Annotated in this window: 19 protein-coding genes; 9 read left to right on the forward strand and 10 right to left on the reverse strand. The window is 68.1% G+C overall.

The window, feature by feature from the left end:
* Positions 1–86 precede the first annotated feature (86 nt).
* Positions 87–323, forward strand: a complete 237-nt coding sequence (locus ABD974_RS02975; protein ID WP_345301763.1) for a GlsB/YeaQ/YmgE family stress response membrane protein — start codon at positions 87–89, stop codon at positions 321–323.
* Between the two features lie 208 nt (positions 324–531).
* Here the strand turns inward: ABD974_RS02975 and cysN are convergent, their stop codons facing one another.
* On the reverse strand, positions 532–2430 hold the full coding sequence (gene cysN, locus ABD974_RS02980; RefSeq protein WP_345301764.1) for a sulfate adenylyltransferase subunit CysN: 1899 nt from the start codon (positions 2428–2430) through the stop codon (positions 532–534).
* Positions 2430–3338 (reverse strand): sulfate adenylyltransferase subunit CysD, encoded by a 909-nt coding sequence (cysD, locus tag ABD974_RS02985; RefSeq protein WP_345301765.1) that lies wholly within the window; start codon positions 3336–3338, stop codon positions 2430–2432. Before cysD ends, cysN begins: the two co-directional genes overlap by 1 nt.
* A gap of 225 nt (positions 3339–3563) precedes the next feature.
* Between cysD and ABD974_RS02990 the strand changes: the two genes are divergently transcribed.
* Genes ABD974_RS02990 through ABD974_RS03000 form a run of 3 tightly spaced genes read left to right on the forward strand, consistent with a single transcriptional unit; the run spans position 3564 to position 7898 of the window.
* Positions 3564–5414, forward strand: coding sequence for an assimilatory sulfite reductase (NADPH) flavoprotein subunit (locus ABD974_RS02990; RefSeq protein WP_345301766.1), 1851 nt, complete (start codon positions 3564–3566; stop codon positions 5412–5414).
* A 1-nt stretch (position 5415) separates the two neighbouring features.
* On the forward strand, positions 5416–7158 hold the full coding sequence (gene cysI, locus ABD974_RS02995) for an assimilatory sulfite reductase (NADPH) hemoprotein subunit (protein WP_345301767.1): 1743 nt from the start codon (positions 5416–5418) through the stop codon (positions 7156–7158).
* Positions 7155–7898: a phosphoadenylyl-sulfate reductase gene (locus tag ABD974_RS03000; RefSeq protein ID WP_345301768.1), complete on the forward strand. Its 744-nt coding sequence runs from the start codon at positions 7155–7157 to the stop codon at positions 7896–7898. Before cysI ends, ABD974_RS03000 begins: the two co-directional genes overlap by 4 nt.
* Positions 7899–7931: 33 nt before the next feature.
* Here ABD974_RS03000 and ABD974_RS03005 read toward each other — a convergent pair whose 3' ends face one another.
* The 8 genes from ABD974_RS03005 to ubiH form a co-directional block, all read right to left on the reverse strand.
* A complete protein-coding gene (locus ABD974_RS03005) occupies positions 7932–8438 on the reverse strand; it encodes a hypothetical protein (protein ID WP_345301769.1) in 507 nt (168 codons plus the stop codon).
* Positions 8439–8574: 136 nt separating this feature from the next.
* Positions 8575–8970 carry a hypothetical protein gene (locus ABD974_RS03010; RefSeq protein WP_345301770.1) on the reverse strand — a complete coding sequence of 132 codons (396 nt, stop codon included), beginning with the start codon at positions 8968–8970 and terminating at the stop codon, positions 8575–8577.
* A gap of 63 nt (positions 8971–9033) precedes the next feature.
* A complete protein-coding gene (gene lgt, locus ABD974_RS03015) occupies positions 9034–9813 on the reverse strand; it encodes a prolipoprotein diacylglyceryl transferase (RefSeq protein WP_345301771.1) in 780 nt (259 codons plus the stop codon).
* Positions 9814–9912: 99 nt separating this feature from the next.
* The gene (gene arsJ / locus ABD974_RS03020) at positions 9913–11139 is read right to left on the reverse strand and encodes an organoarsenical effux MFS transporter ArsJ (protein ID WP_345301772.1); all 1227 of its coding nucleotides are present in this window, start codon (positions 11137–11139) and stop codon (positions 9913–9915) included.
* Positions 11140–11143: 4 nt separating this feature from the next.
* The gene (locus ABD974_RS03025; protein ID WP_345301773.1) at positions 11144–12148 is read right to left on the reverse strand and encodes an ArsJ-associated glyceraldehyde-3-phosphate dehydrogenase; all 1005 of its coding nucleotides are present in this window, start codon (positions 12146–12148) and stop codon (positions 11144–11146) included.
* Between the two features lie 103 nt (positions 12149–12251).
* Positions 12252–12593, reverse strand: coding sequence for an ArsR/SmtB family transcription factor (locus ABD974_RS03030; protein ID WP_345301774.1), 342 nt, complete (start codon positions 12591–12593; stop codon positions 12252–12254).
* A gap of 192 nt (positions 12594–12785) precedes the next feature.
* Positions 12786–14021 carry an FAD-dependent oxidoreductase gene (locus ABD974_RS03035; RefSeq protein ID WP_345301775.1) on the reverse strand — a complete coding sequence of 412 codons (1236 nt, stop codon included), beginning with the start codon at positions 14019–14021 and terminating at the stop codon, positions 12786–12788.
* The gene (gene ubiH, locus ABD974_RS03040) at positions 14018–15259 is read right to left on the reverse strand and encodes a 2-octaprenyl-6-methoxyphenyl hydroxylase (protein WP_345301776.1); all 1242 of its coding nucleotides are present in this window, start codon (positions 15257–15259) and stop codon (positions 14018–14020) included. Before ubiH ends, ABD974_RS03035 begins: the two co-directional genes overlap by 4 nt.
* Before the next feature lie 121 nt (positions 15260–15380).
* Here ubiH and ABD974_RS03045 point away from each other — a divergent pair, with 121 nt between their 5' ends.
* From ABD974_RS03045 to ABD974_RS03065, 5 genes are all read left to right on the forward strand, one after another.
* Complete coding sequence (locus ABD974_RS03045; RefSeq protein ID WP_345301777.1) at positions 15381–15980, forward strand: DUF6580 family putative transport protein; 600 nt, start codon at positions 15381–15383, stop codon at positions 15978–15980.
* Positions 15981–15991: 11 nt separating this feature from the next.
* Positions 15992–16438 (forward strand): hypothetical protein, encoded by a 447-nt coding sequence (locus ABD974_RS03050; protein WP_345301778.1) that lies wholly within the window; start codon positions 15992–15994, stop codon positions 16436–16438.
* A gap of 9 nt (positions 16439–16447) precedes the next feature.
* Positions 16448–17005 (forward strand): cob(I)yrinic acid a,c-diamide adenosyltransferase, encoded by a 558-nt coding sequence (locus ABD974_RS03055; protein WP_345301779.1) that lies wholly within the window; start codon positions 16448–16450, stop codon positions 17003–17005.
* Between the two features lie 5 nt (positions 17006–17010).
* On the forward strand, positions 17011–17922 hold the full coding sequence (locus tag ABD974_RS03060) for a histone deacetylase family protein (RefSeq protein WP_345301961.1): 912 nt from the start codon (positions 17011–17013) through the stop codon (positions 17920–17922).
* Between the two features lie 97 nt (positions 17923–18019).
* Positions 18020–20833: an SUMF1/EgtB/PvdO family nonheme iron enzyme gene (locus tag ABD974_RS03065; protein WP_345301780.1), complete on the forward strand. Its 2814-nt coding sequence runs from the start codon at positions 18020–18022 to the stop codon at positions 20831–20833.
* Positions 20834–20922: the final 89 nt, after the last annotated feature.

Consider the following 20922-nt stretch of genomic DNA (forward strand, 5'->3'; position numbering starts at 1 on the left):
GGAGGCGGAGGGCGCATGCGGCGGACGTATCGGGCGTAGGATGCGGGTGCGTCGATCCGACGCCCGTTTCCAGAGGAGGCACCCGCATGTTCGAAGGCATCCTGGGTTACATCATCGGCGGCGCCGTGATCGGCATCCTCGCCCGGCTGATCAAGCCCGGCGCGGATTCGATGGGCTGGATCCTGACCATCCTGCTCGGCATCGCCGGTGCCGCCATCGGCGGCTACGTCTATCCCGGCCACGGCTGGATGACATGGGCGGTCGCCATCCTCGCCGCGGTCGTGCTGCTGTTCGTGTTCGAGATGATCCGCAGGAAACGCTGAAAGACGCACGCAACGCGAAACGCCCGGCCTCGCGCCGGGCGTTTCTTTTTCCTGCGCATGGCGGGGCGATAGAAGGTAGAGCGGCCTTCAGGCCGCTGCTCCACGCCCGGAACACAGCAGCCCGGTGTTCAACAGTCGAATGACTGGTCAGGCCGCACTAACGCCAGGTGCAGCGGGCTGAAGCCCGCTCTACCGGAAGCGCAGCGCCTCAGCCGCCCAGCAGCCGCGCCACCACCTGCTCCGCCAGCGCTTCCGACGAGGCGGCCATCGTATCCAGCCGCAGCTCCGGCGCTTCCGGCACTTCGTACGGCGAATCGATGCCGGTGAAGTTCGGGATCTTGCCGGCGCGGGCCTTGGCGTACAGCCCCTTCACGTCTCGGCTTTCGGCGACTTCCAACGGAGTGTCGACGAAGACCTCGACGAATTCGCCGGCGTCGAACAGCTCGCGCGCCAGTCGCCGTTCGGCGCGGAACGGCGAGATGAAGCTCACCAGCACGATCAGCCCCGCATCCACCATCAGCTTCGCGACTTCGGCGACGCGGCGGATGTTCTCGACCCGGTCCTCGTCGCTGAAACCGAGGTCCTTGTTGAGGCCGTGGCGCACGTTGTCGCCATCGAGCGTGTAGGTGTGCAGGCCCATCGCCATCAGCCGCTTGTCGACCAAATTGGCGACCGTCGACTTGCCCGAGCCCGACAGGCCCGTGAACCAGACGCAGCGCGGCGTCTGGCCCATGCTGCGGGCGCGCGCGGCCTTGTCCACTTCCAGGTGCTGCCAGTGGATGTTGGCGGCGCGGCGCAGCGCGAAGTCCAGGGTGCCCGCGGCCACGGTGGCGTTGGTCTGGCGGTCGATCAGGATGAAGCCGCCGAGCTCGCGGCTGTCGGCATAGGCCTCGAAGGTCACCGGCTGGTCGAGATGCAGATTGCAGACGCCGACTTCGTTGAGTTCGAGATGCTTGGCGGCGAGATGCTCCTGCGTGTTCACGTCGACGCGGTGCTTGATCTCGGTGACCGAGGCGCCGACGGTGCGCGCGCCGATCTTCAGCCAGTACGGACGTCCCGGCAGCAGCGCGTGCTCGCCCATCCACAGCAGGTGCGCGGCGAACTGATCGGCGACTTCCGGCGGGGAATCCGCGGCGGCGATGACATCGCCGCGGCTGATGTCGATCTCGTCTTCCAGGGTCAGCGTCACCGCCTGCCCGCGGACGGCGGTCTCGAGATCGTCGTCGCCGGAGACGATGCGCGCGACCCGCGAGCGGCGCCCGGACGGCAGTGCGACGATCTCGTCGCCCACGTCCACCGCGCCGGACACGATGGTGCCGGCGAAACCGCGGAAATTCTGGTCCGGCCGGCACACCCACTGCACCGGCAGGCGCAGCCCCAGGTCGCGGCGGTCGTCGTCGATCTCCACCGTTTCCAGGTGTTCCAGCAGGGTGGTGCCGGCGTACCACGGCATCCGCGTCGAGGCCGACAGCATGTTGTCGCCGTTGAGCGCCGACAGCGGAATGCAGGTGACCTGCGGGATACCGAGCTGCGCGGCCAGCGCGCGGTAGTCGTCGACGATCCGCGCGAACACCGCTTCGTCGTGGTCGACGAGATCCATCTTGTTCACCGCCAGCACCACGTGGCGGATGCCCAGCAGCGAAACGATGTAGCTGTGCCGACGGGTCTGGGTGAGCAGGCCCTTGCGCGCGTCGACCAGTACGATCGCGAGATCCGCGGTGGACGCGCCGGTGGCCATGTTGCGGGTGTACTGCTCGTGGCCGGGGCAGTCGGCGACGATGAACTTGCGGCGGTCGGTGCTGAAGAACCGGTACGCCACGTCGATGGTGATGCCCTGCTCGCGTTCGGCCTGCAGGCCGTCGACCAGCAGCGCGAAATCGATCTGGCCGTTCTGGGTGCCGTGCCGGAGGCTGTCGGCTTCGAGCGCCGCCAGCTGGTCGTCCAGCAGCAGCTTGGTGTCGTGCAGCAGGCGGCCGATGAGCGTGCTCTTGCCGTCGTCGACGCTGCCGCAGGTGATGAAGCGGAGCAACTGCTTGCGCTCGTGCTGTTCGAGATAGGCGGCGACGGCGGCGTCGGCATCGATCACGGAAGTGAGGGCGACGTTCATCAGAAATAGCCCTCCTGTTTCTTCTTTTCCATCGACGCCGATGGGTCGTGGTCGATCACCCGACCCTGGCGTTCGGAGGTGGTCGCGACCAGCATCTCGGCGATGATCTTCTCCAGCGTATCGGCCTCGGACTCGATCGCGCCGGTCAGCGGATAGCAGCCGAGGGTGCGGAAGCGCACGCGGCGCATCGCCGGGGTTTCGCCCGGATGCAGCGGCAGGCGTTCGTCGTCGACCATGATCAGCGCGCCGTCGCGATCGACGACCGGGCGTTCCTGGGCGAAATACAGCGACGGCACCGGGATCTTCTCGCGGTAGATGTACAGCCACACGTCGAGCTCGGTCCAGTTGGAGATCGGGAACACGCGCACCGATTCGCCCTTGTGGATGCGGGTGTTGTACAGGCTCCACAGTTCGGGACGCTGGTTCTTCGGGTCCCAGCGGTGCTGCGCGCTGCGGAACGAGAACACCCGCTCCTTGGCCCGCGACTTCTCCTCGTCGCGGCGGGCGCCGCCGATGGCCGCATCGAAACCGCCCAGATCCAGCGCCTGCTTCAGCGCCTGGGTCTTCATCACGTCGGTGTGCACGGTGGCGCCGTGGGTGATCGGGCCGATGCCCTGGGCCACGCCGTCGGGATTGGTGTGCACCCGCAGCGGAATGCCGGTCTCGCCGGCGCGGCGGTCGCGGAAGGCGATCATCTCGCGGAACTTCCAGCCGGTGTCGATGTGCATCAGCGGAATGGGCGAGCGCGCGGGCGCGAACGCCTTCTGCAGCAGATGCAGCAGCACCGAGCTGTCCTTGCCGATCGAGTACAGCATGACCGGGTTGCGGAACTCGGCCGCCACTTCGCGCAGGATGTGGATGCTCTCGGCTTCGAGCCGATCGAGGTGACTCAACGCTGGGTACGACATGATGTCCTGTGTGTGCTTTGGCATGCCGGGCGACGGCGACGGGGCTTCCGACACGGTCGCCGGATCGTCGAGACGCCATCCCGCGACGGACCTGCAGTATCGGGGAGCGCTTCCGAGGCTGAAAGTGCAGCCGGGCATAAGCGCATAACGACCGCTCCTTTCCGCACCGTAGGGGGCGGGCCTAGGCTGAACTCCCGTCCATCCACCCGGACAGCAGACCCCACCATGTCCCCTGCCCAGCCCGCTGCGACCCACGCCTTCCCCGCACAGTCGCCGATCGCCGCCGAGACCGGCGCCCAGATCGCCCGGCTGACCGAGAGCCTGGACAGCGCCGGGCTGTGGTGGCTGTCCGGCTATGCCGCCGGCCTGGCCCGCGCCCAGAGCGGTGCGGTCGCCGTGGCGTCGGCGCATGCGCCTGTCGAGACCGTCGCCGACGCCGCGGAGCGCGGCCGCCTGACGGTGGTTTACGGCAGCCAGACCGGCAATGCCCGCCGGGTGGCCGAGGCGCTGGTCGCGAAATTCGAAGGCGAAGGCCTTCCGGTGCGCCTGCTGCGCGCCGATGCGTATCCGACTCGGGAGCTCAAGGACGAGCGCTTCCTCGCGATCGTGATCAGCACCCAGGGCGACGGCGATCCGCCGGACGATGCCCGGGCGCTGGTCGAATTCATCGACGGCAAGCGCGCCCCGAAACTGCCGCAGCTGCGCTACGCGGTGCTCGGTCTCGGCGATTCCAGCTACCCGCAGTTCTGCGCCATCGGCCAGCGCCTCGACGCCCGTTTCGAAGCCCTCGGCGCGCAGCGCTGGATCGCGCGCGGCGACGCCGACCTCGATATCGACACCGTGGCCGCGCCGTGGTCGGCGACCCTGTTCGCCGAAGCGAAGGATGCGCTGAAGGCGAAATCCCCCGCCCTGACCCTCGCCAGCGTGACCCCGCTGCGTCCGCATGCGCAGGCCCCGGCCGCGTGGACCCGCGAGCGCCCGTTCGCGGCCGAACTGCTGGCGAACCTGCCGATCAGCGGCCGCGGTTCCGACAAAGACATCCGTCACATGGAGCTGTCGCTGGCCGACAGCGGCCTCGACTACGAGCCCGGCGACGCGCTGGGCGTGTGGATCGAGAACCCGCCGGCGCTGGTGCAGGCCATGGCCGAGGCGCTCGACCTCGACGTCGACGCGCCGGTGACCCTCGGCACCGACACCCTGCCGCTGCGCGAATGGCTCGGCCGCAAGCGCGAGATCACCCGCCTCAGCCGGCCGTTCGTCGCCACCCACGCCGCGCACGCCGGCAGCGAAGATCTGAATCGCCTGCTGGCGCCCGACCAGCGCGACGGCCTCGCCGCGCTGATGGCCGGCTCGCAGGTCATCGATCTGCTGCGCGAACATCCCGGCGCGTGGACCGCCGAACAGCTGGTCGAAGCGCTGCGTCCGCTGCAGCCCCGGCTGTATTCCATCGCCTCCAGCCGCAAGGCCGTCGGCGACGAAGCGCATCTCACCGTCGCCCACGTCGAATATCTTCACGGCGACGCGCTGCGCTGGGGCGCGGGTTCGCACCATCTCGCCACCCGCGAGGAAGGCGCATCGCTGCCGGTGTTCATCGAACGCAACGAGCGTTTCCGCCTGCCGGCGGACGCGTCGCGGGACGTGATCATGATCGGCCCCGGCACCGGCGTCGCCCCGTTCCGCGGCTTCGTGCAGGAGCGCGAGGTCGTCGGAGCCGGCGGCCGCAACTGGCTGCTGTTCGGCAATCCGCACGCGCGCACCGATTTCCTCTACCAGGTCGAATGGCAGGACGCGCTGAAGCGCGGCAGTCTGCACCGCCTCGACCTGGCGTTCTCGCGCGATCAGGCGCAGAAGGTCTACGTGCAGCACAAACTGCGCGAGCACGGCCGCGAACTCTTCGCTTGGCTGGAGAACGGTGCGCACCTCTACGTCTGCGGCGACGCCACGCGCATGGCCAAGGACGTGCACGCGGCGCTGCTCGACGCCATCGCCACCCACGGCGGCAAGTCCGCCGAGGACGCCGCGGACTACCTCAACGCGCTGCAGGCGCAGGGCCGCTACGCGCGGGACGTGTACTGAGATGAGCGCGCATTCGGTCGAAGACATCAAACGCCAGAGCGGCCGCCTCCGCGGCACGCTGGTGGCGTCGCTCGCGAACCAGATCACCGGCGCGCTGGCCGAAGACGACCAGACCCTGATCAAGTACCACGGCAGCTACCAGCAGGACGACCGCGACGTGCGCGACGAGCGCCGCCGCCAGAAGCTGGAGCCCGACTTCTCGTTCATGATCCGCACCCGCACCCCGGGCGGCGTGGTGACGCCGGCGCAGTGGCTGAAGCTCGACGCGATCGCGACCACCTGGGCCGAGCGCGGCCTGCGCGTGACCACCCGCCAGGCCTTCCAGTTCCACGGCGTGATCAAGCGCGATCTGAAGAAGACGATGCAGGCGATCAACGCCGCGCTGATCGACACCCTCGCCGCCTGCGGCGACGTCAATCGCAACATCGCGGTCGCCGCCAATCCCTACCTCTCGCAGGTGCACACCACGGTGCAGGCGCAGGCCGAAGCGCTGTCGAAGCATCTGCTGCCCAACAGCCGCGCTTACTACGAAATCTGGCTCGACGAAGAGAAGGTCGCCGGCAGCGGCGAGGAAGAAGAACCGATCTACGGCGCGCTGTACCTGCCGCGCAAGTTCAAGATCGGCTTCGCGGTCCCGCCGTCGAACGACATCGATGTGTTCGCGCAGGATCTCGGCTACATCGCCGTGATCGAGGACGGCCGGCTCGCCGGCTACAACGTCAGCGTCGGCGGTGGCATGGGCGCGACCCACGGCGACCCCGAAACCTATCCGCGGGTCGCCAACGTCATCGGCTTCATCACGCCGGAGCAGGTGATCGCGGTCGGCGAAGCGGTGGTCACCACCCAGCGCGACTGGGGCAACCGCGCGGTGCGCAAGCGCGCGCGCCTGAAGTACACCATCGACGACCGCGGCCTGGACGCGTTCAAGGCCGAAGTGGAGCGTCGGGCGGGCCTGACGTTCGCGCCGGCGCGCGCGTTCGCGTTCGACCACAACACCGACACCTTCGGTTGGTCCCAGAGCGACGACAGCATGGGCGACGACGGTCTGTGGCACCTCAACCTGCGGATCATCGCCGGCCGCATCTGGGACCGCGACGGTCTGCGCCATCTCAGCGGTTTGCGCGAAATCGCGCGCGTGCTCGACGTCGAACACGACCGGGCCGTCGGCGCGGCGCCGGAATTCCGCCTCACCGCGAACCAGAACCTGCTGATCGCGAATCTCGACGCGGCCCAGCGCGACATCGTCGATGCGCTGGTGCGCGAGTACGGCCTCGACACCCACGTCGCCGCATCGCCGGTGCGCAAGGCGGCCCTGGCCTGCGTCGCCCTGCCGACCTGCGGCCTGGCGATGGCCGAAGCCGAGCGCTATCTGCCCGCGTTCGTCGACCGCATCGACGCGCTGCTGACGAAGCATGGCCTCGACGGCGCCGATATGCACATCCGCCTGAGCGGTTGCCCGAACGGCTGCTCGCGGCCGTACCTCGGCGAGATCGCGCTGGTCGGCAAGGCTCCGGGCCGCTACAACCTGATGATCGGCGCCGATCACCGCGGCCAGCGCCTCAACACGCTCTACCGCGAAAACATCGACGAGGCCGCCATTCTCGACACGCTCGACCCGCTGTTCCGGCGCTACGCCGGCGAACGCGAACCGGGCGAACGCTTCGGCGACTTCCTCGTCCGCGGCGGCATCGTTTCCATCGACAGTACCGGCAGCCGGACGCTGCCATTGGAGTTGGTCGCATGAGCCTTCCAGACCCCGTCACCGCCGCCGAATCGCCGCAGGCGCTCGCCGAACTCAACCAGTGGCTCGGCGCGCAAAGCGCCGAAGCGCGCGTCGCCTGGGCGGTCGAACATCTCGCAGGCCATCACGCGGTGTCGTCGAGCTTCGGCGCGCAGGCCGCGGTCGCGCTGCACATGAGCACGCAGGCCAAGGCGGACATCCCGGTGATCGTCGTCGACACCGGCTATCTGTTCCCGGAAACCTACCGCTTCATCGACGAACTCACCGAGCGCCTGTCGCTGAACCTCAAGGTCTACCGGCCGCAGGTCGGGATCGCATGGATGGAAGCGCGTCACGGCAAACTCTGGGAAAACGGCATCGAAGGCATCCAGCGCTACAACCAGCTGCGCAAGGTCGAACCGATGCAGCGCGCCCTGCGCGAACTCGGCGTGCGCACCTGGATCGCCGGTCTGCGTCGCACCCAGTCCAGCAGCCGCGCCGCGATCGATTTCCTCGAACTGCGCGACGGCCGCTGGAAACTGCACCCGATCGCCGACTGGACCGACCGCGACGTCTGGAAATATCTCGAAGCCCACGGCCTGCCCTATCACCCGCTGTGGCACGAAGGCTATGTCTCGATCGGCGACATCCACACCACGCGGCGGCTGGAAGACGGCATGAACGCGGAAGACACCCGCTTCTTCGGCCTCAAGCGCGAATGCGGCCTGCACGAAGACTGGAGCGAGTTGGCGAAGAGCGCGTGATCGCGGCCGAAATGCCGCATCGGAAATGCCGCATCAGAGCTCGCCCCGCGCGCGCATGACCACGAACAGCGCCGCCATCGCGAGCAGGGAAAAAGCCAGGAGCACGGCCAACCCGATGAGCAGCGGCGCCATCCAACGGCGGCGCGGATAACCCGCGCCGAACCGGGCCTTCACGAAAACCACCTGTTCGCGTCCATCTGCGAAATACCAAACCAGCAGCAGCACGAAACTCGACAGGTTCAGCGCGCGGTCGACTGCGAGCGATATCGGCAACGCAATCCCGGCGATGGCGACCAGCACGGTGAAGACCGCAGTGCCGATCGCCCAGGCCCGCGATCTCGCGGCTCTCGCGGGTTCGCCGAGCGCATGCCAATTCTTCATCTGCAGAATCGCACCGAAGGCCGGCGTGAACAGCAGACACCAGGCGGTGGCCGCTCCGGGATTCCAGAGCGCAGGCGCCTGCGCTCCGATGTCGACCACCGCCGCCTCCGGCGGCGCATACGGATTGATTTCGTTCATCTCACGACCGTCCAGGGACACCTGATGCGTGATAACAGAACGGGATTGACCGGAAAAGCGCGTGGTCGGATCTCATTGGCATCACAGCCCGGCGAGAGGACAACCGACCACCGGGAATGTCGTATCGGGAGCGCGGATCGAATCGCGAATCTCCGCCTCAGCGCCGGTCCACGGTGGGATCTTCGTTCGCGGTGGTGAACACGCTGGGCTGCGCCGACAGCGCGGTGGCCCATTGCTCCTCGAATCCGACCGGCACGGCGACGATCATCGGCGTGCCCGACGTCGCCGGCGCTTTGGGGATCACCGTCAACGAAAATTCCCTGAGCAGTGCGTCCACCTCGGCTTCGCGCCCGGGTCGCGGCGTCACCAGCACGGCGCCCTGGCCCCAGAGGCTGTCGTAATCCTTGTCGCGGCTGCGCTCGTACTCCGTGCCCTGCACGATCAGCGTGGTGCCGCTGTAACGCACGGGCTGCTCGCCGCAGGCGGACAACGACAGCGATGCAGCGAGCGCGAGCGCGCACAGGAAACGGCGGGATGGCTCCGGAAGCGACATGCTGATGTTTCCCCGTATCGTGCGATCAGGCGATCGACTGCAGCATAGCGGATACCCCGCGCCTCAGCGCCGTCGCAGCGCACGCACCACCAGCACCAGGCCCAACAGCACGAACGGCAGGCTCAGCCACTGGCCGACGCTGAACGCCTGGCCGGCCTCGTAGGCGGCCTGCGGAGTCTTGAAGAACTCGATCGCGATGCGCGCGAGGAAGGTCAGCAGCAGGCACAGTCCGGTCAGCAGCCAGGTCGGCGGTGTGCGCGCGCAACGCCGGTAGACCACGGTCAGCACGACGAGGATCAGCGCATAGGCCGCCGCTTCGTACAGCTGCGCGGGATGCCGCGGCACGCCATCGACCGCCTCGAACACCACGCCCCACGCGCCGCCGGTCGGCTCGCCGACGATTTCGGAATTGAGGAAATTCGCGACACGGATGCACACCGCGGCCACCATCGCCGGCATCGACACGCGATCGAGCAGCCAGGGCAGCGGCAACGGCGGCTGCGCGCCGCGGCGGGCCAGCCACAGGCCGACCACCAGACCGATCAGGCCGCCATGACTGGCCAGCCCGCCCTCCCAGATGCGCAGGATCGCGAGCGGGTTGGACAGGTAATACGCCGGCTCGTAGAACAGGCAGTGCACCAGGCGCGCACCGACGATGCTGCCCAGCAGCGCGTACATCAACAACCGCTCCGCCTGCCCCGGCGCCACGCCTTCGGCCTTGAACATCCGCGCCAGCAGCCACTGCCCGGCGAAGAAGCCGCCGACGAACAACAGCCCGTACCAGCGCACCGTGAGCGGACCGAGCGAGAACAGGACGGGATCGAAGGACCAGTGCAGGATCATGGGGCCGGGCGGTGCGACGGAGGACGAGGCTGCGGATCATGCGCGCGGGGCATGGCGATGTCGAACCTGCGATACGACGCGAGGCGGCGGCGATAGGCGTCAGGTCGCCCCATGCCGCGGCAGGAACAGCGATACGATGGCCGCGACCGCGACCAGACCCGCGGAGACGGCCAGGCACATCGCCAGTCCGTACGACTGGAACAACCAGCCGGACAGCACCGTCCCGAGCAGTCGGCCCATCGCGTTCGCCATGTAATAGAAGCCGACATCCAGCGAGACACCGTCCTCGGCGGCGTAGCTCACGATCAGATAGCTGTGCATCGACGAATTGATCGCGAACAGCACGCCGAAGAGCGTCAGCCCCGCGACGAGAACGGTCTGCGCCGGCGCATCCTGCGCCAGCAGGATCGCCATCGCGGCGGGGATCGTCGCCAGCGCCAGCGCCCAGACGAAGGCCGCGCGGCCATCCGGCAATCGGCCGCCGCGGCGACCGGTGACATGCGGTGCGATCGACTGCACGATGCCGTAACCGATGATCCACGCGGCGAGAAATCCGCCCACCTGCCAGAAATCCCAGCCCAGCGACGTCGACAGGAACACCGGCAACGCCACCACGAACCACACGTCGCGCGCGCCGAACAGGCACAGGCGCGCCGCCGACAGCAGATTGATCGCCCGGCTCTTCGAGAACAGGTCGCGGAACTTCGGCTTGGCCTTGGCCTTGCCGAGATCGCGCTTCAACAGCATCAGACTGAGCAGCCAGACCACCAGCAACGCGCCGGCCATGATCGCGACGGCAGGCGCGAATCCCACCGTGGTCAGCAACGCGCCACCGAGGAAGAAGCCGACGCCTTTCAGCGCGTTCTTCGATCCGGTGAGCGCGGCGACCCATCGATACAGCGCGCCTTGCCGGTCGTCCGGCACTAGCAGCTTGATGCTGCTCTTGGCGCTCATCTTGTTGAGGTCCTTGGCGATGCCCGACAGCGCCTGGGCCGACATCACCCACGGCACGGTCAGCCACGCGCCGGGCACCAGCAGCATCGTCAGCGCCACGACCTGCATCGCCAGACCGATGTTCATGGTGCGATTCAGGCCGAGGCGCGCGCCCAGCCAGCCGCCGACCAGATTGGTGACGACGCCGAACACTTCGTAGAACAGGAACAGCATCGCGACCTGCAGCGGGCTGTAGCCCAGCGCATGGAAATGCAGCACCACCAGCATGCGCAGCGCGCCGTCGGTGAGCGTGAACGCCCAGTAGTTGCCGGTGATCAGCAGATACTGGCGCACGTCGGGCGAAACGCCTGGCGTGGAGAGTCGCGACCGCATGCGATCAACCTGCCCGGCCGACCAGCCGCACCAGCTCGGCAGTGCGATTCACGTAGCCCCATTCGTTGTCGTACCAGGCATAGATCTTCACCTGGGTGCCGTTGATCACCATCGTCGACAAGGCATCGACGATGCTGGAGCGCGGATCGGTCAGGAAGTCGATCGACACCAGCGGCCGTGTTTCATATCCAAGGATTCCCTTCAGTTCGCCTTCGGACGCCGCCTGCAACAGGGCGTTGACCTCTTCGACGGTCGTCGCGCGCTCGACCTCGAACACGCAGTCGGTCAGGGACGCGTTGGTCAGCGGCACCCGCACCGCATGCCCGTTGAGCCGCCCCTTCAGTTCCGGAAAAATTTCGGCGATGGCGGTGGCGGAGCCGGTCGAGGTCGGGATCAGGCTGCTGCCGCAGGCGCGCGCGCGCCGGAGGTCCTTGTGCGGCGCATCGACGATGACCTGGGTGTTGGTCAGGCTGTGGATCGTGGTCAGGCTGCCGTGGCGGATGCCGAGCGCTTCGTGGATGACCTTCACCACCGGCGCGAGGCAGTTGGTGGTGCAGGACGCGGCCGACACGATGCGGTGTTGCGCGGGATCGAAGCGCTGATGATTCACGCCCACCACCACGTCCAGCGCGCCCGCCGATTTCACCGGCGCGGTCACGACGACGCGCTTCACGCCCTGGTCCAGATACGGCTGCAGCACGTCCGGCTTGCGGAACTTGCCGGAGGCTTCGACCACCACATCGCATCCCGACCAGTCGGTCGCGGCGATGTCCTTGTTGCGGGTGACCGGGATGCGGACACCATCGATGACGAGCGCATCGCCATCGTGGGTCGCCTCGTGGCGCCAGCGTCCGTGCACCGAATCGAAATTCAGCAGATGCGCGAGCGTCGCCGCATCGCCTGCGGAATCGTTGATGCAGACGAACGTGAGCGCGGAGTCGCCCCAGGCGGCGCGCAGCGTCAGTCGTCCCATGCGGCCGAAGCCGTTGATGCCAACACGAAGGGTCATGATCGGATGTCCAGTTTTGGAAGATCGAACAGTCGGAAGGATTCACGCGTGCTCTGCCGGCGGCGGCGATCGGGCGCCCCGCCCCGCGTGGGCAGCGGGACGCTCACGGCCGGCAGCCCTTGCCCGCGGCGGGCACCGACGGCAGGCATTCCGCATCGGGATCGCCGGCGCAGCAGTTGTGGGTCAGGAAGTCGATCAGGGCATTCATGGCCTCGAAATGGGCGCGATAGCAGATCTGGCGCCCGCGCTGTTCGCCCTGGATCAGGCCCGCCGCGACGAGTTCCTTGAGGTGGAAGGACAGCGTCGCCCCCGGCAGCGACAGGCGCTCGGCGATCTCGCCGGCCATTCGACCGTCGCGGCCGGCCTCGACGAGCAGGCGGAAGACCGACAGGCGGGTGCTCTGTCCCAGGGCGGCCAAGGCAAGGGTGGCGTCTTTGAGTTCCATGATTCCAGAATAATCGAATGAATGCAGTGTGCCGGGTCGATATGACAGTTCGGCGACTGTCCGCGCGGATTCGAGACTGGATGTCCGGTGCTCGCGAAGCGCCTGCGGCCCGCGACGTCAGCGGCGCGCGTCCGCCTGCGGAGCGGATACCGCACGGCGTCCACGGCCGGCGGCATCGATCACGTTAACGCCTCACACCCCCGCCGCATGCCGCCACAGCGCCCGGTTCAACGGCGCGAGCCTGCCGACCAGGCCGAGCGCATGCCCGCGCAGCAGGGTCGGCGCGACGGCATCGTTCGAGAAGACCCGGTTGATGAGGCTGAAGGCCTGGGCGGAGGCGGTGGCGTCGCTGCGGCGGGCGCGGGACCAGCGTTGCAGCCGGTGGGGGGCGGTCCAGTCGGCCTTGCGCGACTGCGCGTCGGCGACGGCGTTGCGCAGGGCGCTCACGTCGCGCAGGCCGAGATTCACGCCCTGCCCCGCCAGCGGATGCACGACGTGCGCGGCGTCGCCGATGGCGAGCACGCGGCCGGCGACGTAGGCATCGGCGAGCTGGCGACGCAGCGGAAACGCGACGCGCGGCGTCAGCGGGCGGCATGCACCGAGGCGCGAAGCGAAGGCGCGGGTCAATTCTTCGGCGAACATCGCATCGTCGAGCGCGGCCACGCGCACGGCCTCGGCCTCGGGCAGCGTCCACACGATCGAACTGACGTGTGCTGCATGGGGCCACGACGCGCACGGCAGGAACGCCAGCGGCCCGGTGGGCAGGAAACGCTGCCATGCGGTGTCTTCGTGCGGACGCTCGGTCGCGACGTAGGCGACCACGCCGCGCTGCGCGTAGTCTTCGGTCTTCGTCGCGATGCCCGCGCGTTCGCGCAGGGTCGAACGGCCGCCGTCGGCGGCGATCGCGATCCGCGCTTCGACGCGCAGACCATCGTCGAGTTCGAGCGTCGCGATGCCGTCGGGCACATCGCCGGCGTCCTGCTCCAGCGCGACCACCTTCGCGCCGCAGCGCAGGACGACATCGGACTTGCGCAGCGCCGCCCACAGCCGATCCTGCAGCAGCGCGTGTTCGACGATCCAGCCGAGTTGGGTCACCGCGAAGGCATCGGCATCGAAACGCAGCTCGTCGCCGCCGGCCGCATCCCACACCCGCATGCGCCGGTACGGATGCGCGCGGGCCGCGGTCACCGCGTCCCACACGCCCAGCGATGCGAGCAGCGCGGCGTTGTCGGGCGCGAACGCGTAGACGCGCGAATCGGGGGCATCGGCCGACCAGACCGGTGGCTCCGCGTGTTCGATCAGGACGACCTGCAGGCCCTGCTGCGCCAGCGCCAGCGCGCAGGCCGCGCCGACCACGCCACCGCCGACGATGGCGACGTCCGCGCGACGGCCGGCGGCGCCACGACGTTCGATGCTGCGACGGGTCATGCGGCGGCTCCACGGCAAGATGGCGAACGGCACAATTGCGGAACGTCGCCGCGATATCCCATCGCGCCGCCGACCAGCAGCGCACGCAATGCGGCGTCATGATCGATGGCGAACAGGCCCAGACTGCGCAGCGGCGACAACAGAGGCGCTGTGTTGGACGTCAACCGCGCGAGACCGTCGGAGAACGCGAGCGTGCGTTCGCGGTCGTCGCGGCGGCGCTGCGCGTAGGCGGCGAGCACGGCGTCGCCGCCGATGTCCTCGCCGCGCGCATGCGCGGCATCGATGCATTCGACCAGGGTCAAGGCATCGCGCAGGCCGAGGTTGAACCCCTGCGCGCCGATCGGATGCAGGGTCTGTGCGGCGTTGCCGATCACGGCGGCGCGCGGCGCGACCAGACGCTCGGCGAGCACGCGCACGATCGGATAGGCGCTGCGCGGGCCGACCGAAAGCAGACGGCCTGCGCGCCAGCCGAACGCGCGCTGCAGGCGGTCGAGATAAGCCGCGTCGTCGAGTGCGGCGACAGCATCGGCCTCGTCGGCGGCGACCCCGTGGATGGTGCCGTAGTGGCCATCGCCGCGCGGCAGCACCGCGGTGGGGCCGTGATCGGTGAAACGTTCCCAGGCGGTGCCGTCGGGCGCTCGCTCGGCGCGCGCCCGGGCCACGAACAGGGTCTGGCCGTAGTCGTGGCGTTCGACCGCGATGCCCAGCGCATCGCGCACCGCGCTGGCGGTACCGTCGGCGGCCACCACCAGCCGGGCCGCGATCAGGCGTTCGCCGTCGTCGGTGGCGATTCGCGCGCGGCGCAGTCCATCGCCGCCGTCCGCGGCGAAACCTGTGAAGCGCGCCGGGCGATGACGCACCAGCCGCGGCAGATCGGCGAGCTTCGCCTCCAGGGCCTCGCCGAAGTCCCGCGCCACCACCACTTGGCCGAAGGCGTCGCGACCGTAATCGCGCGCATTCAGCAACACCCGACCGAAGTCGCCATCGCGGCTGATGTGGATGCGGGCGATGGCGCCGGAAGGCGCACGCAGGCGCGGCAGCACGTCGAGCGCGCGCAGCGCATGGACGCTGGCCTCGGCGAGACTGAGGTTGCGCTGGTCGAACACCGCGGGCAGCGCGCCGGCGGGCGCGGCTTCGAGCAGACCGACATCGAGGCCGATCTTGTGGCCGAGGCGGTCCAGCGCGATGGCGAGACTGGCGCCGACCAGGCCGCCGCCGACGATCAGGACATCGTGCATGGTTTCGGACGCCGCCGGGGCGGGCGGAGACGCGGGAGATGCCGGGCTCTGCGGCACGGGGTCGGGCGGAGACATTGCGTTATGCTAACGCCTCCGTGTCCTCTCCCGCCTGCGACCGCCGATGACCGCTTCCGCTTCCTCCTCTTCCTCCGGCCAAGACCCCCGCGGCCTGCTGGCGCCCGGCCCGCTCATGCTGGCCGCGATGATCGCCCTCGCCGCGCTCAGCCGCCTGCTGCCGCATCCGCCGAATTTCTCGCCGGTGGAAGCCATGGCCCTGTTCGGCGGCGCGTATTTCGCCCATCGCGGCTGGGCCGTCGTGATCCCGCTGATCGCGATGGTGCTGTCCGACGTGGCGCTGGGCCTGATCCACGGCGGCAGCTATCTCGACTACGTCGCCAGCCTCGGCTTCTGGTCGGTCTATCTGTGCATCGCGCTGTCGTCGGCGATGGGCTTCGGCCTGCGCGGCAGGGCCAACGGCGCGAACGTGCTGGGCTACTCGCTCGCCGGCTCGGTGCTGTTCTTCGTGGTCACCAACTTCTTCACCTGGTTCGGCGGGACGATGTACCCGCAGACCGGCGCCGGCCTGGTCGCGGCCTACGTCGCCGCGATTCCGTTCTTCCAGTGGACCGTGCTCGGCACGCTCTTCTACTCGGCGCTGCTGTTCGGCGGCTTCGCGCTGCTGCGTCGGCGGGCGCCGGCGCTGCGCGCGCAGACGGTCTGAGGTCCGCAGGCTTGAGCAGCAATCCCTACAGCCCGCCGCAGGCCAACATCGAACAGACCAGGACGCATACCGCGGCCGATCGCGAGCGTCTGGAAAAAGTGCGCACCGGCCAGCGGCTGGTCATCTGGTCGATCCTGCTCTACTTCGGCATGGGCGCGTTGTCGGCGTTGAGCGGCAGCGATCCGGCCATGGCGAGCGTGCTCGGCCTGCTGATCGTGGCCATGGTCGTTGCGATGTTCGTCATGTCGTTCATGGGCCTGTTTCGGATGTGGTCGGGTCTCGATACACCGATGATCTATCGCATCCTGATGCTCGTGTTCATGTTCGTGCCGCTGATCGGACTCTTGATCCTCGTGCGTTCGAGTTCGCAGGCCACGAAGATGTTGCAGCAGAACGGCTACCGCGTCGGCCTGCTGGGCGCCGCAGCCATGCCGTCCTCCGTGCCTGCCGGGCGCTGAGGGATTCCCATGGGCAATCGTCTCTCCAAGATCTACACGAAGACCGGCGACGACGGTACGACCGGGCTCGGCGACGGCAGCCGGGTGGCGAAGGATTCGGCGCGGGTCACCGCGTATGGCACGGTCGACGAAGCGAATTCAGCGATCGGCGTGCTGCTGGCCTGCGATCTCCCCGACGACATCCGCGCGCTGCTGACCACGGTGCAGCACCAGATGTTCGATCTCGGCGGCGAGCTGTGCATTCCCGGCCACGCCGCGATCGAGGACGCCGACATCGAGCGCCTCGAACAGCAGCTCGATCATTACAACGACCCGCTGCCGCCGCTGAAGGATTTCATCCTGCCCGCGGGCGGCGAAGCGGCGGCGCGCTGCCATCTGGCGCGCACGATCGTGCGTCGCGCGGAACGCGAAAGCGTGACCCTCTCGCATCACGACGCGGTGAGGCCGCAGGCGATCCGCTATCTCAATCGTCTCTCCGACCTGTTGTTCGTCTTGGCGCGGGTGCTCGCGCGCCGCGACGGTCACGGCGAAGTGCTCTGGCAGCACGAGCGCCGCAAGCCGCAGTGATGGGGCTGCCGGTCTTCAGCCACAGCGCCTGCCTGGCCCACGACACCGGGCCCATGCACGCGGAATGCGCTGCACGACTCGAAGCGGTGACGCGCGGCCTGCGCGACAGCTACGCCGACCTGGAATGGATCGACGCGCCACGCGCCAGCCGCGGGCAGCTGCTGCGCGTGCACACCGAAGCGCTGCTGCATGCCGTGCTCGAAACCCGACCGCACGATCGCATCTGGCTGGATCCCGACACCGTGCTGTCGCCGGCCTCGGCCGAAGCCGGCCTGCGCGCCGCCGGCGCGGTGGTCGCCGCGGTGGAGATGGTGCTCAACGGCGAAGCGAAGCGCGCGTTCTGCGCGGTGCGCCCGCCCGGCCATCACGCCACCACCTGCGCGCCGATGGGTTTCTGCCTGTTCAATTCGATCGCGGTGGGCGCCGCGCACGCGCTCGACAAGTTCGGCCTGTCGCGCATTGTCATTGCCGATTTCGACGTGCACCACGGCAACGGCACCCAGGCGATCTTCGATCACGAACCGCGCGTGGTTTTCGCCAGCTCGCACCAGATGCCGCTGTATCCCGACAGCGGCCACGTCGACGATCGCGGCGTCAACAACATCTTCAACGCGCCGCTGCCCCCGGGCGCCGGCAGCGAACAGTTCCGCGAGACCTGGACGAACCGGCTGCTGCCGCAGCTCGATGCCTTCCGCCCGCAACTGGTGATGATCTCCGCCGGCTTCGACGCCCACCGCCTCGACCCGCTGGCGCAACTGCAGCTCGACGCCGCCGATTTCGCGTGGATCACCCGAGAGCTCGTCGCCATCGCCGACCGCCACGCCGACGGCCGCGTCGTCTCCAGCCTCGAAGGCGGCTACGACCTGCAGGCCCTGCGCGAATCCGCCATCGCCCACGTCGGTGCGCTGCGGGGCTGACCGCCCCCTCGCAGGAGGGCCTTCAGGCCCGAGCGTTTCCACAACGCACCCAAATCCCCACCGAATCCCCTACGATGCCCGCAGGGAGGGATTCGACATGGACGACCACAATCCGATGCTGCAAGACCTGCGCCGCCTGCTCGCCAGCGGCGAGATCACGCAGGCAGTCTTCGATCAACTGACAGGGACACTCGGCAGAGACAGCGTCGCGGCCATCGGCGAAGACGCCAAGGCCGTCGGCGAGCGCGGCATGATCGTCGGCGACCACGCCAACGGCACCTTCAATACCGGCACCCTGATCCAATACATCAAAGCCGGCAGACAGCCGGGCGCCAGCGCCGATGCCCTGCGCAAGGCCTATCTGGCGCGGCTGATGCGCCAATGCGACCAGGTGAGCCTGATGGCCGGCGACGAACGCGCCGGGCAACTGCGTTTGAGCCGGGTCTACACCGCCCTGCTGACGACCGAGCAGCGCATCGAGAGCGACGACTTCGGGAGGCGCGAAAAGGCGCCGTACCTCAGTGTCGTCGACCAATTGAACCGTGAATCCAAACTCGCCCTGCTCGGCGACCCCGGCGGCGGCAAGACCAGCGTCGCGCACATCCTGGCGCTGGCGATGGCCGGCGAGTTGCTGGGCTCACCGGACGACAATCTCGCAACCCTGACCATACCGATCCAGCGCCGCGCCGAAGAAGAAACGCCCGCACCCCAGCACTGGGATCACGGCGCCCTGCTGCCGGTCCGCATCGTGCTGCGCGAGTTGGCCACGGAGCTGCCCGATGCCGATACGGCCATCGACGCCAACACCCTGCTCGGGCACGTCGAACGTCAATTGCAGGCGGCCGGGCTGGGCGAATTCCTGCCGCATCTCAAACGGGAACTGCTCGAACTCGGCGGCCTGATCCTGCTGGACGGCCTGGACGAAGTGCCCGATGCACAGGATCGCCGCGTACGGATCAAACGCGCGGTGGAAACCTTCGCCCAGACCTTCCAGCGCTGCCGCTATCTCGCCACCAGCCGCACCTACGCCTATCAGCAACAGGACTGGAAACTCCAGGGTTTCGCCGAAACCCAGCTGCTGCCGTTCCAGCCCTGGCAGATCGAAGCGTTCGTCACGGCGTGGTACGGGCAGATGACCGCGCTGCAGCGACTCACCGCTGTCGACGCCGAAGACCGCGCTGCACGCCTCACCACGGCAGCCGTGAACAACCCGCGCATCCGCGAACTCGCCGAGCGTCCGTTGCTGCTGACCCTCATCGCCAAGCTGCAGACCGAGAAGGGCGGCAACCTGCCGGAACAGCCCGAAGAGCTGTACGCGCGTGCGGTGGACCTGCTGCTGGACGAATGGGAAAGCACCAAGCCGCGACGCAATGCCAACGGCAGTACAGAGCCCGAACCCAGTCTGGCCGAATACCTGCGCGTGGGCCGCGACCGCATCCGCAAGGTGCTGGACCAGCTGGCCTTCGAGGCGCACCGCGACCAGGCCGAAGCCACCGGTACCGCCAATATCGCCGGAGAGCGATTGGTCGCTGCGCTGCTGGCCGCCGCACAGGACCCGGACGCCAAACCGCAACGCCTCACTGATTACCTGAGCCACCGCGCCGGTCTGCTGAACGAGCACGGCAACGGCGTCTACCAGTTCCCGCACCGCACGTTCCAGGAATATCTGGCCGCCTGTCATCTCACCGATGACGATTTTCCCGATCAGTTGGCCAAACTGGCGAAGCAGGATCCGCAGCGCTGGCGCGAAGTCGTGCGTCTGGCCGCCGCGAAGGCCGGTCGCGGCAGTGCCGCCAGCGTCTGGCTGCTGGCGGAAACCCTGTGCCCCGAAGATGTGGACGGCAACCCGGAGGACACCGCACTGCCCTTGACCGAGACCGATGCCTGGGGTGCACTGCTGGCAGGTCAGGTGTTGAGCGAAACGGTCGATCTCGATCGCATCGCCAAACGCGATGAATCCAAGCGTGAGCGTATTCGCGACTGGCAGTTGGCGATCCTGCGGCGTCAAGCCCTGCCCGCCGTGGAGCGCGCCCTCGCCGGCCGCAGTCTGGACGCCCTGGGCGACCCACGCCCTGAAGTCATGACCCTCGATGGCATGCAGTTCTGCTACGTGCCGGCGGGGCCGTTCTGGATGGGCGACGATGCGGATGACAATGCAAAACCGATGCATCAGGTCGATCTGCCCGCCTTCTGGATCGCACGTCATCCGGTCACGGTGGCGCAGTGGCGGGAATACGTGACTACAAGTAGACATCGACCCGGCGACCGCGACAGTCTGCTGGGTGCAGGCAATGCGCCAGCCCTCTGGATCAGCTGGCACGAAGCGTTGGCCTGTTGCCGCTGGCTCAGCGTGCGCTGGGCCAAGCATCTGCCATCGGGCTGGCGGGTGGCGCTGCCTTCCGAAGCCGAGTGGGAAAAAGCTGCGCGGGGCGGCCTGCGAATCCCAAGCGCTCCCTGCATCAGTGTTATAGGTAATATAGCCTCAGCGGCACCACAGAGCCTTCGAGACAACATCCAGCCGCAGCGCGAATACCCTTGGGACATACACGGTCACAACGAAGACCTTGTCAACGTCGAGCACGACATTGGCGGAGCCAACGCCATCGGTGTCTACCCGCAGGGCCACAGTCCCATCGGCTGCGAGGATCTCAGCGGCAATGTCTGGGATTGGACGCGTAGCCTCTGGGGTGAAGATTGGCAAAAGCCCGCGCACACATACCCCTATCGTCCAGACGAAATCGCTCGTGAGGTATTGTCAGCTGACGACAGTGTTATGCGCATTGTGCGGGGCGGCTGCTGGAGCGCTCCTCGTTTCGCCGCGCGCTGCGCCTCCCGCGTCAGAGTGCGCCCAGACGGTCGCTACGGCGGCCTGGGTTTTCGCGTGGTGTTGTGTTGCTCGCCTGTTCGGTGACTAGATGGTCGGACTCAATAGGATAAGGCCTTATTACAACTGGGGCTTTGAAGACCATCACCTCAGGACAGCAACCTAACTAGTGGCTT

This window comes from Lysobacter hankyongensis (assembly GCF_039543145.1).
In the GTDB taxonomy this organism is placed as follows: domain Bacteria; phylum Pseudomonadota; class Gammaproteobacteria; order Xanthomonadales; family Xanthomonadaceae; genus Lysobacter_I; species Lysobacter_I hankyongensis.

Bases quoted from the DNA above. Each gene is read 5' to 3' on its own strand.
- cysN (WP_345301764.1), bottom strand. From the start codon at position 2,430: ATGAACGTCGCCCTCACTTCCGTGATCGATGCCGACGCCGCCGTCGCC.
- ABD974_RS03045 (WP_345301777.1), top strand. From the start codon at position 15,381: ATGACCGCTTCCGCTTCCTCCTCTTCCTCCGGCCAAGACCCCCGCGGC.
- arsJ (WP_345301772.1), bottom strand. From the start codon at position 11,139: ATGCGGTCGCGACTCTCCACGCCAGGCGTTTCGCCCGACGTGCGCCAG.
- cysD (WP_345301765.1), bottom strand. From the start codon at position 3,338: ATGTCGTACCCAGCGTTGAGTCACCTCGATCGGCTCGAAGCCGAGAGC.
- ABD974_RS03065 (WP_345301780.1), top strand. From the start codon at position 18,020: ATGGACGACCACAATCCGATGCTGCAAGACCTGCGCCGCCTGCTCGCC.
- lgt (WP_345301771.1), bottom strand. From the start codon at position 9,813: ATGATCCTGCACTGGTCCTTCGATCCCGTCCTGTTCTCGCTCGGTCCG.
- ABD974_RS03030 (WP_345301774.1), bottom strand. From the start codon at position 12,593: ATGGAACTCAAAGACGCCACCCTTGCCTTGGCCGCCCTGGGACAGAGC.
- ABD974_RS03010 (WP_345301770.1), bottom strand. From the start codon at position 8,970: ATGTCGCTTCCGGAGCCATCCCGCCGTTTCCTGTGCGCGCTCGCGCTC.
- ubiH (WP_345301776.1), bottom strand. From the start codon at position 15,259: ATGCACGATGTCCTGATCGTCGGCGGCGGCCTGGTCGGCGCCAGTCTC.
- ABD974_RS03055 (WP_345301779.1), top strand. From the start codon at position 16,448: ATGGGCAATCGTCTCTCCAAGATCTACACGAAGACCGGCGACGACGGT.
- ABD974_RS03025 (WP_345301773.1), bottom strand. From the start codon at position 12,148: ATGACCCTTCGTGTTGGCATCAACGGCTTCGGCCGCATGGGACGACTG.
- ABD974_RS03000 (WP_345301768.1), top strand. From the start codon at position 7,155: ATGAGCCTTCCAGACCCCGTCACCGCCGCCGAATCGCCGCAGGCGCTC.
- ABD974_RS02990 (WP_345301766.1), top strand. From the start codon at position 3,564: ATGTCCCCTGCCCAGCCCGCTGCGACCCACGCCTTCCCCGCACAGTCG.
- ABD974_RS03035 (WP_345301775.1), bottom strand. From the start codon at position 14,021: ATGACCCGTCGCAGCATCGAACGTCGTGGCGCCGCCGGCCGTCGCGCG.
- ABD974_RS02975 (WP_345301763.1), top strand. From the start codon at position 87: ATGTTCGAAGGCATCCTGGGTTACATCATCGGCGGCGCCGTGATCGGC.
- cysI (WP_345301767.1), top strand. From the start codon at position 5,416: ATGAGCGCGCATTCGGTCGAAGACATCAAACGCCAGAGCGGCCGCCTC.